The 13,275-nt window shown below is 75.4% G+C and carries 10 protein-coding genes; 9 read left to right on the forward strand and 1 reads right to left on the reverse strand.

Annotation, left to right across the window (positions count from 1 at the left end):
• The first annotated feature begins 85 nt into the window (after nt 1–85).
• The 7 genes from IF19_RS0133780 (at nt 86) to IF19_RS0133810 (ending at nt 10,881) form a co-directional block, all read left to right on the forward strand.
• Nucleotides 86–1,675, forward strand: coding sequence for a nitroreductase family protein (locus IF19_RS0133780; RefSeq protein WP_030278093.1), 1,590 nt, complete (start codon nt 86–88; stop codon nt 1,673–1,675).
• A 12-nt stretch (nt 1,676–1,687) separates the two neighbouring features.
• Entirely contained in the window at nt 1,688–4,510 is a 2,823-nt protein-coding gene (locus IF19_RS0133785; RefSeq protein ID WP_078581062.1) for a lantibiotic dehydratase, read from the forward strand.
• Complete coding sequence (locus tag IF19_RS0133790) at nt 4,507–5,580, forward strand: lantibiotic dehydratase C-terminal domain-containing protein (RefSeq protein WP_030115470.1); 1,074 nt, start codon at nt 4,507–4,509, stop codon at nt 5,578–5,580. Before IF19_RS0133785 ends, IF19_RS0133790 begins: the two co-directional genes overlap by 4 nt.
• A complete protein-coding gene (locus IF19_RS0133795; RefSeq protein ID WP_030278095.1) occupies nt 5,577–6,857 on the forward strand; it encodes a metalloprotease in 1,281 nt (426 codons plus the stop codon). Before IF19_RS0133790 ends, IF19_RS0133795 begins: the two co-directional genes overlap by 4 nt.
• 43 nt (nt 6,858–6,900) lie before the next feature.
• Nucleotides 6,901–7,875 (forward strand): ABC transporter ATP-binding protein, encoded by a 975-nt coding sequence (locus IF19_RS0133800; protein WP_032748862.1) that lies wholly within the window; start codon nt 6,901–6,903, stop codon nt 7,873–7,875.
• 130 nt (nt 7,876–8,005) lie between these two features.
• Nucleotides 8,006–8,761 carry an ABC transporter permease gene (locus IF19_RS0133805; protein ID WP_030115466.1) on the forward strand — a complete coding sequence of 252 codons (756 nt, stop codon included), beginning with the start codon at nt 8,006–8,008 and terminating at the stop codon, nt 8,759–8,761.
• Nucleotides 8,758–10,881: a TOMM precursor leader peptide-binding protein gene (locus IF19_RS0133810; protein ID WP_030278096.1), complete on the forward strand. Its 2,124-nt coding sequence runs from the start codon at nt 8,758–8,760 to the stop codon at nt 10,879–10,881. The genes IF19_RS0133805 and IF19_RS0133810 overlap by 4 nt, the downstream gene beginning before the upstream one ends.
• A gap of 126 nt (nt 10,882–11,007) precedes the next feature.
• Here the strand turns inward: IF19_RS0133810 and IF19_RS0133815 are convergent, their stop codons facing one another.
• On the reverse strand, nt 11,008–11,184 hold the full coding sequence (locus IF19_RS0133815; RefSeq protein WP_003968635.1) for a thiazolylpeptide-type bacteriocin: 177 nt from the start codon (nt 11,182–11,184) through the stop codon (nt 11,008–11,010).
• Between the two features lie 430 nt (nt 11,185–11,614).
• Here IF19_RS0133815 and IF19_RS0133820 point away from each other — a divergent pair, with 430 nt between their 5' ends.
• The gene (locus IF19_RS0133820; protein WP_030278097.1) at nt 11,615–12,850 is read left to right on the forward strand and encodes an amidohydrolase; all 1,236 of its coding nucleotides are present in this window, start codon (nt 11,615–11,617) and stop codon (nt 12,848–12,850) included.
• Nucleotides 12,847–13,119 carry a hypothetical protein gene (locus IF19_RS0133825; protein WP_030115461.1) on the forward strand — a complete coding sequence of 91 codons (273 nt, stop codon included), beginning with the start codon at nt 12,847–12,849 and terminating at the stop codon, nt 13,117–13,119. The genes IF19_RS0133820 and IF19_RS0133825 overlap by 4 nt, the downstream gene beginning before the upstream one ends.
• Nucleotides 13,120–13,275: the final 156 nt, after the last annotated feature.

Below are 13,275 nucleotides of genomic sequence, written 5' to 3' on the forward strand. Positions count from 1 at the left end.
CTCCCTGCCCCCGCCCCCGGCCCCCGTCTCCGCCCCGAGCCTTCTCCCGGGAGTCCGCCCCTCCCGCCGCGACCAAGGAGCCCCCATGGGATACGCCCATGACTACGCCGCCGCGATCATGCATCGCGGCCGGATCCCGATGGAACCCGCCGACTACGTACCGAACTGGCAGGACGGCCCCCGCAAGGCGAAGTACCACCCCGGCGCCGACGGCTTCCCGCTGCCCGACGCCCCCTACCCGGCGGAGGCGACGCTCGACCGGGGGCTGCGCTGCGAAGCGGGCGACCCCCAGGGCGCGTTCGACCTCGTCACGCTCTCCGGCATGCTCCGCGACTCCTACGGTCTGACCGGCCGCCGGCTCGGGGTCCAGGCCAACACGGACCTCAACGCGCTGCCCCACTACCCGCTGGCCAACTGGTCGCGCGGCACCGCGTCGGGCGGCGGGCTCTACCCGGTCAGCATCCACTGGGTGTCCGGGCCGAGCGCCCCCGTACCGCCCGGGGTGCACTACTACTCCACCCGGCACCACACCATGCAGCGGCTGCTCACGGGCGACGTCTCCGGCCGGGTGCGCGACGCGCTGGGGGAGGGCGCGCCGGGCGCCGGGACCGATCAGTACCTGGTCCTCGGCATCAAGTACTGGCAGAACTCGTTCAAGTACAACAGCTTCTCCTTCCACGCCGTCTCCATGGACCTCGGGGCCTGCGTGCAGACCTGGCGGATGTGGGCGGCGGCCCGCGGTCTGGCCGTCGAACCGGCCCTCTGGTTCGACGAGGAGCGACTGGCCGAGCTGCTGGGCGTCGACCCGGCACGGGAGGGGATCTTCGCCGTGGTCCCCCTCAAGTGGGCTGGTGCGCGCCCGCGTTCGACGCGAGGCGAGGGAGCCGCCTCCGCCGTGTCCGTGCGGCGCTCCGACGTCGAGCGGTCGCGGACCGTCCTCACCTTCGACGCGCTGCTCAAAATGCAGGCGGCCACCTCGGCCGGGGCCGCCGCCCGGCCCGCCCCCGACGCCCTGGCCCCGGCCGCCGCGCACCCCGCCGACGAGCGGCTGCCGGAGGCCGCCCTGCCGCCGCCCCGGCCGCTGGACGCCGACGTGCGCACCGCGCTCCGCGCCCGCCGCAGCAGTTTCGGCCGCTTCGACGCGCAGAAGCCGGTCGTCGCTGACCAGTTGGCCGCCTGCCTGGCCGCCGCGTCGGCCGGATCGCGGATCGGCGGCGACACCGGTGACGTACGGCTGGCGCGGCTGTACGCCTTCGTCAACCACGTCGAGGGCGTCGAGCCCGGCTCGTACGCCTACGACCCCGAACGGCGCACCCTGCGGCGGGTGAAGGAGGGGCGGCCGGGGGAGTTCCTCCAGAAGAACTACTTCCTCGCCAACTACAACCTGGAGCAGGCGGGGGCCGTCCTCGTGCCGACCGTCCGCACCACCGCCGTCCTGGACGCGGTGGGCGACCGGGGATACCGGCTGGTCAACGCCACGATCGGGGCCGTCGCCCAGTCCGTCTACACGGCTGCGGCGGCCGTGGGCCTCGGCTGCGGAGTGGCCCTCGGCTTCGACAACATCTCCTACATCGAGGAACTGGGCCTCGAAGAGACCGGCGAGGCCCCCCTGTTGATCATGATGATCGGCAACGAACGCCCCGCCCCCGCCGACTTCCGCTACGAGATCGCCTGACGGGGGCCGACGATGACCACCACCCCCTCCGACGCCCGCCCCGGCCCCCTCTCCGCCGCCCGCCCCGGCACTCCCTCCGCGACCGGGAACCGCCCGGCGCCCGCGTTCATGCTGCGCGTGGCCGGGCTCCCGGCCGACGCAGTCCGGGCCCTGCGCTGCCCCGGCAGCCGCCGCTGGGCCGACGACGTCCTCGACGCCACGGAACAGCTCGCGCTGCTCGCCGGGAAGGCCGGGGACCACCTGCACGGGCTGATCGGCGGCAGCGACGACGAGCCGTCGCGCCGCGCCCTGCTGGCGCTGCGCCGCGACGTCTTCAACAACCGGCTGCCCAGCCCCTCCGCCGCCGAGAACGCCATCGCCCGCGTCCGCGCCCTCGACCCGGCCGCCGCCCGCACCCTCGCCGACTGGCTGACCGGCCGGCGCGCCCTGGACGGACTGCGGTGCGCCGGGGCCGCCCTGCTGGCCGACGAGACCGTCCGCAGCCGCACCGAGCTGGCCCGGATCGCCGGACACGAACGCCTGCGCAAGGGGCTGCTGCTCGCCTCGCCGACCCTCGACGGGCAGCTCGACGCCTACCGGGAGAAGGCGTCCCGCCCCGGGGCGCGGCCGGACCGCAAACAGCGCAAGATCGAACGGTCGCTGCTCTCCTACGTCTACCGGACCGCATGCAAGACCAGCCCGTTCTCCACCTTCACCGGCGTCGCCCCCGGCGTCTTCGGCGGCTCGGACGGGCTGCGCGTCCACGTCGGCGAGGAGTGGCGGACGCAGGTCCGGCTCAACGTCGTGGCGCTGGGGCGGCTGGCCGACGCGGTGCTCGCCGATCCGGCCCGCCGGGCCGATCTGCCGCTCGCCCCCGCCTCCGGCTGGGGCCGCGACGACGACCGCGTGCGGTACGTCCGGCGCTGGGTCACCACCGGCGACGAGGACGCGGCCGTCACCTTCGACGCGGTGAAGGACCGCCTGTTCTTCCTGCGTCGCAGCGGCACCCTGGAACGGCTGCTCGGCCTCTTCGAGGAGCGCGGAGCCGTCCGGTACGGCGAGGTGGCCGCCTGGCTGGAGCGGGACCGCGGGGCCGCGCGCGAGGAGTGCGAGCAGTACCTCGGGGCGCTCCTGGAAGTCGGCATGGTCCAGGTGCCGTGTCTGCGGACCGAGGTCCACGACACCGACCCGCTGCGCGCGTTCCAGGCCGCGCTGCGCGGCCTCGACCGGTCGTGGGCCGACCGGCTCGCGGGCCGGCTGGAGGAGCCCGCCGCCCACGCCGCCCGCTTCGCCGACGCCCCGCCCGACGAGCGGCGGGCCCTGCTGGCGGCCGTACGGGCGGGGCTGCGGGCGATCCAGGAGGAGGAGCTGGGGGCCGAGCACGCCAGGGTCCCGCAGACGCTGCTGTACGAGGACGCGGCGGCGGGCGCGTCCCCGGCGCCCGGCGGGACGCAGGCGCCGCCCGGCCCCGACCCCGACCCGGACCGGGGCCCGGAGGCGGATCTCACCCTGGACCCCGACGCCTGGCGGGAGTTGGCCGCCGCGCCGCTGGCCGCCGTGGAGCGGGTGCTGCCCGCCTTCGACCTCACCCTCCCGCAGCGGATCACCTTCCAGGGCTTCTTCCTGGCGCGCTACGGGCGCGGCGGGCGCTGCGACGACCTGCTGAAGCTGGTCCACGACTTCCACGAGGACTTCTTCGACCAGTACATGACGTTCACCGCCTCCCGCACCCCGTACGACGCCGACGGGACGTACGTGCCCGAGGTCAACTGGCTCGGGCTGGAACGGCTCCGCGCGCTGGATGCCGCGCGGCGCGCCTTCACCGCCCGGATGACCGGGCTGTGGGAGGCGGCGGGGGCCGAGGCCGCCGAAGTGCGGATCGACGACGCCTTCCTGGACGCGGTCGCCGGCGAACTCGACGTACCGCCCGCCGACTTCGCCCCGATGAGCCACCACGTCCAGATCGCCGACCGGCCCGGAGACCCCCTCGTGGTGCTCAACCGGTCCTACGGCGGGGTGTCGTTCCCGTTCAGCCGGTTCACCCAGCTCTTCGACGGCCTCGGCGAACGGCTCCTCGCGGGCGCCGGGGAGTCCGTGCCCGAGGGGGCGGTCCTCGCCGAGGTCACCGGAGGCCCGGTCACCAGCAACCTCAACCTGCACGGCCGGCTCACCCCGTACGAGATCGTCTGCCCCGGCGAACGCGGCACGCTGGAGCCGGAGTTCAGGATCGACCTGGACGACCTGTACCTCGTGCACGACCCCGGGGCCGACCGGCTCGCCCTGCGCTCGGTCCGCCTGGACCGCGAGGTCATCCCCGTCTACCTCGGCTACCTCGTCCCGCTCGCCCTCCCCGAGCTGCCCCGCACCCTGCTCCTCCTCTCGCCGACCTCGATGGCCCCGCTCAACGTGTGGGCGGGCGTCCCCGAGGCCGAGCCGCGCGGCGGGGTCACCGGGCGGCCCCGGGTGCGGCACGGCTCGCTGGTGCTGAGCCGGCGGAGCTGGAGCGCCCCGGCCACCGTCCTGCCGCCGCACCGGCCGGGGGCGCCCGAGGACGGCTGGTTCCTGGACTGGCACGCCTTCCGGCGCGCCCACGGCCTGCCCGACCGGGTCTTCGCGACCGTGTCGGACACCGGGTCCCGGGGCGCGACCGGGGCCAAACCGCAGTACCTCGACTTCGACAGCCCGCTCTCCCTGTCCGCCTTCGAGGCGCTGGTCAAGTCCCCCGAGGCCCGCGTGGTGTTCCGGGAGATGCTGCCGGACGAGGACGCGCTGCCCACCGTCTGCGGCGACCGCCGCCACGTCGCCGAACTGGCCGTGGAGACGGCCGCACCCGTCCGCAGGAGGAACGCCCCATGACATCCCGCGTCCCCGCAACCCCCGCCACCCCCGCAGCCGCACCGGCCGCGTCCGCCGCCGGATCCTGGCAGGCCACCCATGTCTTCTACGCGGCCAACCCCCGCCCCTTCCTGCTCACCTGCGTCCGCCCGCTGGTCGCCGGGCTGGAGGCGGACGGGCTGCTCGCCGGCTACTTCTTCATCAACTACTGGCTGGAGGGCCCCCACGTACGGTTGCGGCTGAAACCGTCCTCGCCCGCCGCCGAGCCCGAGGTGGCCCGCCGCACCGAGGAGGCCGTGGACGCGTTCCTGGCCGAGCGGCCCGCCCTGTACGAGGTGGACTCCGGCTTCCTCAACGACTTCTACAACACCCTCTTCGAGATCGAGTTCCCCGGCGGCGAGCGCGGCCACTACACCGACGACCGGGGCCGGATGAACCTGCGCCCCAACAACTCCCGCCACCGCGAGCGCTACGAACCGGAGTTCGGGAAGTACGGCGGCCCCGCCGGGATCGAGCTGGCCGAGTGGCACTTCCGCCACTCCAGCGACCTGGTGATCGACGCCCTCGCCACCAAGAACCTCCACCTGCGGACCGTACTGCTGGGCACGGCGGCCCAGTTCATGATGGTGATGGCGTCCACCTTCCTGCCGGACCGGGCGGAGCTGACCCAGTACCTCGACGACTACTACACGTTCTGGCACCGGGCGTTCCCCGGCACGGGGTTCATCGGTTCCGCCGAGTACGACACCAACTACGCCCGTACGGCGGACGGGTTGCGGGACCGGTTCGCCCGGGTCAGGGCCGCCACCGCCCCGCCCGGCCGGGCCCGGTCGCTGCCCGGGTCGCTGGCGGGCTGGGCCGAGCACTGCGCCGAACTGCGTGACCGGGCAGAGAGGTTGGCCGAGGACGGCGATCTGGTTTTCCGGTCCTGGGACGGTGAGCGGGACGAGCGGGTCACCGACCCCGCCGCCGCGCTGCCGCTGCTGCTCTCCCCGTACATGCACATGACCAACAACCGGCTGCACGTCACCATCCGCGACGAGGCGTACCTCAGCCACGTCCTGGGCCGGGTCCTCAAGGAGTCCCCGTGAGCGCGGCCCCCGGGGCGCTCGCCGCCTACCGCCCCGCGCTGCGGCCCCGCGTCCTGCTCAGCGACCCGCTGCTGGACGGGGCCGCCACGGTCCACCTGATCAAGGACGCCGAGACCGGAAGCTCCTTCAAGGTCGGGCCCAAGGAGCACTTCCTCATCGCCCGCATGGACGGCGAGCGGAGCCTCGCGGAGATCGGCGAGGAGTACGCGGAGGAGTACGGGCGGCGGCTGGGCGACGCCCACTGGAAGCGGCTCCTGGGGCTGCTGGGGGCGAAGGGCCTGCTGGCGGCCGGGGCCGACGCCTCTCCCGGGCCCTCGACCGCCCCACCGCCCGGAGCCATCGGCTCTCCCGGGGCTCCGGCCGCCGTACCACCCGGAGCCGCCGCCTCGATGGGGTCCTCGGCCGCCGGCCCGGGGTCTCCGGCCGCCGTACCGCCCGGAGCCGCCGCCTCCGGGCGTGCCACCGCCTCCGTGCCCCCGGCGCCCGCCCCGCCCGTGCCGGAGAAGCGCACGCTCCTGCGCGGCTCCCTCCCGCTGGTGGCCGACGCCGACGCCACCACCGCCCGCCTCCACCGCGCCGTCGGCTTCCTCCTCGCCCCCGCCGTGCTGGCGCCGCTGCTGGCGCTGACTCTCGCGATGGAGGCGGTGGTCCTCGTACGTGCCGGTGAACTCCTGCTCGCCGTACGGGGATTGCTTGCGAACCCCGTCCTCCTGACCGGCACCGCCGTCCTGCTCTGGGTGAGCACCGCCCTCCACGAACTGGCGCACGGCGTCGTGGCCCGGCACCACGGCGGGCGGGTTTCCGAGATCGGGCTGCGGTGGCGGCTCCCCGCCGTCATCATGTACTGCACGGTCGACGACTACCTCTACTTCGGCACCCGGCGGCACCGCATCGCCACCGCCGCCGCCGGCGCGGTGATGAACCTGATCTTCCTGCTTCCGTTCTGCGCGCTGTGGCTGTTCGCGCCGCTGGACGACGCGACGCACGAGGCGTTCGCCGCCCTGCTGCTCCTCGGCAGCGTCCAGGCCCTCGTGATGCTCGTACCGCTGCCGCCGCTCGACGGCTACCGGATCGCCTCCCAACTCGCCGGGGCCACCGGCCTCGCCGCCTCGACCGGCGTCTACCTGCGGCTCGCCCTGCGCCGCTCCCCGGAAGCGGCCGGTTACCCGCGCCGCGCCCGTATCGCCTACCCGGCCTACGCGGGGGCCACGGCGCTCGTGCTCGCCTGCGCCCTCGCGGCGGCCGTCGCGGGCGTCCACCACCTGCTGACGGCCTGAAGGGCCCGCCCCGGGCCCGCTGTTCCCCCTCAAGGAGAGTTCCATGACGTCCACCGCCCCCCGCACCCCGCAGGACCCCCCGGCGCAGCCGTCCGCCGGTCCCGCCCTCGCCCTGACGGAGGTCCACAAGACCTACGGCGCGACCCGCGCCGTCGACGGGGTGTCGCTGACCGTCGAACGCGGGGAGTTCTTCGGGCTCCTCGGGCCCAACGGCGCGGGCAAGACGACGCTCGTGGAGATCATGGAGGGCCAGCGCCGGGCCGACTCCGGCACGGTGGCGGTCCTGGGGGCGAGCCCCTGGCCGCGCGACACCGCCCTGCTGCCCCGGATCGGCGTGCAGACCCAGACATCGGCCTTCTTCGTCCGGCTGACCGCCCGCGAACACCTGGCCACCATGGCCGCCCTCTACCGGTGCGACGCGGCCGCCGCCGAACGCGCCCTGGCCACCGTCGGCCTCACCGAGCAGGGCGGCACCCGGGTCGACGACCTCTCCGGCGGCCAGCGCCAGCGCCTCGCCATCGCCTCCGCCCTGGTCCACGACCCCGAACTGATCTTCCTGGACGAACCGACCGCCGCCCTCGACCCGCAGGCCCGCCGCTCCCTCTGGCAGGTCCTGCGCGACCTCAAGGGCCAGGGCCGCACCATCGTCTACACCACCCACCACCTGGACGAGGCCGAGGCGCTCTGCGACCGGGTCGCGATCATGGTCGCGGGCAAGGTCGTCGCACTCGACAGCCCCGCCCGGCTGATCGCCGCCGCCGGCCCGACCACCCGGCTGCTGGTCCCGGCCGACCGCCTCACGCCCGAACGGGCCCGCGCCGTCGAGGGCGTCGACCGGGTCACCGAGGAGGGCGGCTCCCTCGTCCTGGAGACGACCGAGGCGGGCCGGGTGCTGGCCGCCGTCGACGCGATCGCGGGCCTCCAGGGCGTACAGACCAGGACGGCGAGCCTGGAGGACGTGTACCTGGAGCTGACCGGCACCGGCACCGGTACCGGCACCGGCAGCTCGCAGCCGTGACCCCCGCGCCGTGCCCCGCCGTGGCTCTCAAGCCCGCCCCGCCGTGGCCGGCAAGCCCCGCCGTGACCGTTCCGCCCCGCCCCGCCCCACCCGCACCGTGCAGTGATCCAGCGATACGGAGACCCCCCCGATGAGCGCCTACACCGCGCTGAGCCAGGCCGGATACCGGGCCTACACCCGCGACCGCACCACCCTCTTCTTCACCTTCGCCTTCCCGCTGATCTTCCTGGTGGTGTTCGGGCTGATCTTCCACGGCCAGACCGTCGAGGAGAGCGGCAAGCCCTACATCAACTACATCGCGCCGGGCGTGCTGTCCTGGGGCGTCGGGAACGCCGCCGTGTTCGGCGTCGGGTTCGTCCTCATGCAGTGGCGGCGCGACGACATCCTCCGGCTGATCCGGATGACGCCCACCCCCGTCTCCGCCGTCCTCGCCTCGCGCTACGTCCTGGCCCTCGGCATCGGAGCCGTCCAGGCGGCACTCTTCGTCGCCGTGGCCATGCTCCCGTCCTTCGGGCTCCAGGTGGACGGCCGCTGGCCGCTCGTCGTTCCGGTGCTGGTCCTCGGCATCACCGCGTTCCTCGCCCTCGGCGTCATCGTCGGCAGCTACGCGAGGACCCCGGAAGCGGTCGCCGCCGTCGCCAACTGCCTGATGATCCCCATGGCGTTCCTGTCCGGCTCGTTCTTCCCGCTGGACGCCATGCCCGGCTGGATGCAGACCCTCTCCCGGGTCCTCCCGCTGCGCTACCTCAACGACGGGGTCTCCGGCGCGCTGACCGGCGGCGGCCCCCTGCGGGACATCGGCATCGCCTGCGCCGTCCTCACCGGATTCGCCCTCGTCCTCGGCGCGGTGGCGCTGAAGACCTTCCGCTGGAGCGACAAGTCATGACGACGGCCACCGCATCGACCCCCCTGGACGCGGCCCGCGCCCGGCTCCAGTCCGCGCTGACCGACCGCCACTCCCGGGAACCCGGCGGCCTGCCCGCCCCGCACGCCGTCCCGCTCGGGGCCGCCGACGTCCTCGGCTTCGGCCGCCCGGACCCGTACGCCCCCACCCGGCCCGCCGCCAACGTGCAGCTGACCTCCCGGGCCGTGCTGATCGGGCCCTGGGGCGGCGGGCCGGACGCCACCGCCTGCGGCCAGTGCCTCGCGATGCGCTGGCAGCGGCTGCGCAGCCGGTCCGAGCGGGAAGCCCTGGAGCTGGGCCACGCACCGCAGGGGGCGGTGCACTGGCCGGTGCTCACGGAGTACGCGGTGGACGCGGTGTGGGCCGCGTACCGCGCGGTGCTGGGCGCGGGGCCGGCCCGTACCGTTTACCCGGCGGTGCTGGGCGCAGAGCCGGACCGCACCGCGTACCCGGCGCTGCCGGGCGCGGGGCCGGACCGCCCCGGAACGGCGGCCGACGCCCGGGACCGAGGCAGGGGCCGGGACCGGGGCAGGGACCGGGATGGGGATCGGGCGCCGGGCACCCCCGCGTCCGACCCCGAGCCGGCCGCCACTCCCGCCGACCGCGCCCTGCCCCAGGTCACCCGGGTCGACCTGGTCACCCTTGCCACGGCCACCTTCCCGCTGCTGCCCGAACCGCTCTGCCCCGCCTGCGTCCAGGAGGTCCCGGACACGGCGGAGGCCGCCCGGATGGTGCTCGGCCCCGCCCCCAAACCGGCCCCCGGCGTCTACCGGCTCCGCACCGCGGACTCCTTCCCGCTGCCGACCGCCGCCCTCGCCAACCCGGTCTGCGGCGCGCTCGGCTCCGACGTCCGGATCAACCCCGCCTCCACCACCACCGCCCCGGCCGCCGGGTCCCACTTCGTCCGCGGTTACGCGGGCCTCAACGACGTCACCTGGAGCGGCCAGGCCAACCGGTACGCCACCAGCCGCACCCTCGCCCACCTGGAGGGCCTGGAGCGGTACGCGGGCACCCACCGGCGGCGCGGCACCACCCCGGTCGTCGACAGCTACGCCAACCTCGCGGGCCAGGCCCTGAACCCGGCCGACTGCGGCTTCTACGCCCCCGAGACGTACGCCACCGACCCCCTGCTCAGCCCGTTCGACCCCGACCGGCCGATCCCCTGGGTCTGGGCCCACTCCCTGCGCGACGACGCCCCGGTCCTGGTCCCGGCCCGGCTCGCCCACTACAGCGCGGGCGTCGACGCCGACAACTTCGTCTTCGAGTGCTCCAACGGCTGCGCCACGGGCGGGAGTCCGGAGGAAGCCATCCTCTTCGGCCTGCTCGAACTAGTCGAGCGGGACGCCTTCCTCCTCGCCTGGTACGGCCGGGCCCGCCTCACCGCGATCGACCTCACCACGGCCACCACCCCCGCCGTCCGCTCGATGCTCGACCGGGCCGCCCTGCACGGCTACGACGTGCACGCCTTCGACACGCGCATGGACCTGGCGGTCCCCGTCGTCACCGCCCTCGCGGTCCGCCGGGACGGCGGCCCCGGCACCCTTTCCTTCAGCGCGGCGGCCGGATTCGACCCGGTGGAGACCGTGGAGTCGGCCCTGTCCGAAGTCCTCACCTACATCCCGCACCTGCCCTACCAGGTCGCCGAACTCCGATCCGAACTGGAGGCGATGGAACGGGACTTCACCAAGGTCCTGCACCTCAAGGACCACGCCCAGCTCTACGGGCTGCCGTCCATGACCCGGCACGCCGCGACCTACCTGGAGCCGGCCGCCGTGCTCCCGCTGGACGAGGTGTTCGCCGACTGGCAGCCGCTGCGCCCCCGCACGGGCGACCTGCTGGACGATCTGCGCTTCCTGCGCGACCGGCTGACCGCGGCGGGGTACGACGTCATCGCCGTCGACCAGACGACCCCGGAGCAGCACCGCATGGGCCTGCACACCGTCTCCGCCCTCGTCCCCGGACTGCTGCCGCTGGATTTCGGCTGGAGCAGGCAGCGGGCCCCGCGCATGCCCCGGATGCGGACCGCGTTGCGGACGGCCGGCCGGCGGCCCGACGACCTCCCGGAGGCGGAGATCAAGGCCGCCCCGCACCCCTTCCCGTGACCGGGCCCGCGCCCGTTTCCGTGCCCGGGCCCGCGCCCGTTTCCGCGACGGGGCCAGGACCGCGCGTGCGCCGGCCTCCTCCGGGCTGCGGAGGGGACCGGCGCACGGGCGGACCGGGCAGCGGTGTCAGGCGCTGCAGGAGGTGGTGCTGGTGGTGCTGGAGCAGGTCGACGTCGAGGAGCAGGACGTCGAGCCGGCGAGGACGACCTCCGACGCGTCGGAGTAGTCCGAGATCTCGAAGGTCTCCGACTCCAGCTCCAGGATCTCGTCGGCGAGGGTGGCGAGTTCGGTCTTGGGGGCCATGGTGATCTCCCTGGTCTCGTGGGGGTCCGGCCGGCGGTTCCGGCCCGTCGCCCGGGTGCTGGACCCATTGCAGGGGCGGCCGCTGTCAGATCCGCCGCTCTCTCGCTGTCACCTCGCTGACACCCGGTGGCAGAGGGGCGGAGCGGCGGGTGACAGCCGTACGGAGCAGGCTCGTCGAGCAGAGATGAGGTGCGTGGTGGTCACAGCGGCGAGAGCGACGCGGAACGCGGACGACGACGGGCACACGGGGGGCGCAGCACCGAGGCGGGCGGACGGCTCCCCGGCGCACGCGGACCGACCGGACGCTTCCCCGGCGCACGCGGACCGGCCGGACGTACCCCCGGCGTACGCGGACCGGCCGGACGTACCCCCGGCGTACGCGGACCAGGCGGACGCGGCCCCGCCGCACGCGACCCGCGCGGACGACCCCCTGCCGCGCCCCGTCCTCCGCTCCGCCGTCGAGCTGTACCTCGACCTGCACGCCCACCCCGAACTCTCCGGCCACGAGCGCCGCACCGCCGGCCGCCTCGCCGCCCGGCTCACCGAGCTGGGGTGCACGGTCACCCGTTCCGTGGGCGGCGGCCACGGGATCGTCGGGGTGCTGGACAACGGCCCGGGGCCGGTTGTGCTGCTGCGCACCGAACTGGACGCCCTGCCGGTGACCGAGGCGACCGGACTCGCGTACGCCAGCACCGTCCCCGGGGTCATGCACGCCTGCGGCCACGATCTGCACATCGCCGCCGTCACCGGGGCGGTCGCGCTCCTCGCCGCCTCCCGGGACACCTGGCGCGGCACGCTCCTCGTCGTCGGCCAGCCGGAGGAGGAGACCCTGAACGGGGCCCGGTCCCTGCTGGAGGAGGGCCGCCTGTACGAGCGGTTCGGCGTCCCGGACGCGGTCCTCGCGCAGCACGCCGCCCCGCTCCCCGCCGGGACCCTCGCCCACGCGCCGGCCGGCGGGCCGCCCCTGATGGCGGGGAGCGTCGCCGTCGAGGCGGTCCTGCACGGCCGGGGCGGTCACGCGGCCACCCCGCACCTCAACGTCGACCCGGTCCTGATGGCCGCCGCCACCGTGCTGCGCCTGCGGACCGTGGCGGCCGAAGCGACCGCCCCCGCCGAACAGGCGGTGCTCACCGTGGGCTCCGTACGGGCGGGCGAGCGCGGCAACGTCACCCCGGACCACGCCGAACTCTCCCTCACCGTCCGCGCGTTCACACAGGACGCGCTCGACCGGCTGACCACCGCCGCCGAACGGGTCGTCCGGGCCGAGGCCGCCGCCTCCGGGGCCCCGCGCGCGCCCGGGTTCACCGTCACCGCCCGCTCGCCCGCGCTGGTCCCCGACCCGGAGCTGACCGCCCGCGTGCGCGGGGCCCACGAGCGACTGCTGGGCCCCGGCCGGGTGCTGGACCTCTCCGGCTCATCGGCCACCGAGGACTTCCCGCACTTCGCGGCGGGCGGGGTCCCGGTGGCGTACTGGATGCTCGGCACCACCGGGCCGGGCCCCTGGCGGACCGCCCGCGCCGGAGGAGACCCCGTGCCGCCCAACCACGCCCCCGGCTTCGCCCCCGACGTCAGGGCCGCCCTGCCCGTCGGGATCGCGGCCCTGGCGGCGGCGGCCCGGCAGGTGCTGGCCCCCCGGTCCGCCGAGGGCCGGGGGACGGACTCGTGACCTCCGGCAGGGCCGTGCCCGCGGTGACCGACGTCGTCGTCGTACGCCGCGACCGCGCCGCCCCCACCGGCTGGACCACCGTCGTACGGCTGCTGGGGCTCCTCCCCGGGGACTGGGCCTGCCAGGTGGAGGCGGGCCAGGACCGGGTGGTGCTGCGGGTCGAGCTGGCCGGGGTGACGGACGCGCCGGCGGTCCGGCGGGCGGTGTCCCGCGTCCTGGCGGACACGGCCCTGCACGGCTGGACGGAGGAGCGCCGGGGGAGCCCGTAGGAGGTGCCCGGCGCATCCTGCCCGGCTCCGCGCCTCCGGGCTCCGTCCCTCCCGGCTCCGCGCCTCCGGGCTCCGTCCCTCCCGGGCGCGCGCCTCCCACCCCCGCCCCTCCGGGCCAGCGCCTCCCGCGCCTCCCGCCCCCCGTCCCTCCCGGGC

Source organism: Streptomyces californicus (assembly GCF_000717645.1).
Classification (GTDB): Bacteria; Actinomycetota; Actinomycetes; order Streptomycetales; family Streptomycetaceae; genus Streptomyces; species Streptomyces californicus.

Excerpts from the sequence above, each read along its gene's own strand:
- IF19_RS0133790 (WP_030115470.1), top strand. The coding sequence starts at position 4,507 with ATGACATCCCGCGTCCCCGCAACCCCCGCCACCCCCGCAGCCGCACCG.
- IF19_RS0133805 (WP_030115466.1), top strand. The coding sequence starts at position 8,006 with ATGAGCGCCTACACCGCGCTGAGCCAGGCCGGATACCGGGCCTACACC.
- IF19_RS0133810 (WP_030278096.1), top strand. The coding sequence starts at position 8,758 with ATGACGACGGCCACCGCATCGACCCCCCTGGACGCGGCCCGCGCCCGG.
- IF19_RS0133785 (WP_078581062.1), top strand. The coding sequence starts at position 1,688 with ATGACCACCACCCCCTCCGACGCCCGCCCCGGCCCCCTCTCCGCCGCC.
- IF19_RS0133780 (WP_030278093.1), top strand. The coding sequence starts at position 86 with ATGGGATACGCCCATGACTACGCCGCCGCGATCATGCATCGCGGCCGG.
- IF19_RS0133800 (WP_032748862.1), top strand. The coding sequence starts at position 6,901 with ATGACGTCCACCGCCCCCCGCACCCCGCAGGACCCCCCGGCGCAGCCG.
- IF19_RS0133815 (WP_003968635.1), bottom strand. The coding sequence starts at position 11,184 with ATGGCCCCCAAGACCGAACTCGCCACCCTCGCCGACGAGATCCTGGAG.